This window comes from Micromonospora sp. BQ11, from assembly GCF_052068135.1.
GTDB lineage: Bacteria > Actinomycetota > Actinomycetes > Mycobacteriales > Micromonosporaceae > Micromonospora.
Window position 1 is genome coordinate 1 of sequence record NZ_JBQHDB010000031.1, and the last position, 1,037, is coordinate 1,037.

The 1,037-nt window shown below is 75.1% G+C and carries 1 protein-coding gene; it reads left to right on the forward strand.

The window, feature by feature from the left end:
• The coding region (locus tag ACTMSW_RS30675; RefSeq protein ID WP_441184284.1) for a glycosyltransferase family 9 protein at window positions 1-1,037 on the forward strand (1,037 nt) is incomplete at both ends.

The following is a 1,037-nucleotide window of genomic DNA, read 5'->3' on the forward strand; positions in this document are numbered from 1 at the left end:
ACGCGGGTCGAGGAGGTGGATGCGGCGCCGTGGGTGGCGGTGGATCTGCCGTCGGCGGTGGCCGAGATCCTGCGCCGTCAGGCGGCGGTGACCGCGAGCGTGCCGCGTCGGGCGGGCACGGTCCTCGTCGTGCGTTCCGACTCGGCCGGGGATGTGTTGGTGACCGGGCCGGGTATCCGGGCGGTCGCGGCGAATGCCCATCGGGTGGTGATGTTGTGCGGGCCGCGGGGGCGTGCCGCCGCCGAGTTGCTGCCCGGGGTGGACGAGATCGTCGAGCACCGGCTGCCGTGGATCGATCCGGTTCCGGGGCCGGTTGATCCGGCGGACATCGCTGCGCTGACGGGGAGGTTGGCGGCGGTCGGGGCGGACGAGGCGGTTATTTTTACGAGTTTCCACCAGTCGGCGTTGCCGTTGGCGTTGTTGTTGCGGACCGTGGGTGTGCGGCGGATCTCGGCGATCAGTGACGACTATCCGGGTGCGTTGCTGGACGTGCGGCATCGGGTGCCGGTGGGGGTGCCGGAGCCGGAACGGGCGCTGTCCCTGGCCGCCGCGGCGGGGTTCGCCCTGCCCGACGACGACCGACCCGCCCTCCGCCTGCGGCCCGACGTCACGTCGGACGACCTGCCGCACCCGGCACTGGCCGAACCCGGCTACGTCGTGGTGCACCCCGGCGCGTCGGTTCCCGCGCGGGCGGTCCCGCCGCACCGGAGCGCCGCGATCGTCGCCGCTCTCGCCGCCGCCGGCCACCGCGTCGTGGTCACCGGCGGACCCGACGAGCGGGAACTCACCGCGCGGGTGGCCGGTGACGTCGCGGTGGACCTGGGGGGCCGGACACCACTGCCCGCCCTCGCCGGAGTCCTCGCCCGCGCCCACTGCCTGGTCGTCGGCAACACCGGACCCGCACACCTGGCCGCCGCGGTCGGTACGCCGGTGGTCAGCCTCTTCGCCCCGACCGTCCCGTTCGGACAGTGGGGCCCCTGGGGCGTGCCGACCGTACGCCTCGGCGACGCGAGCGCCCCCTGCCGCGACACCCGCGC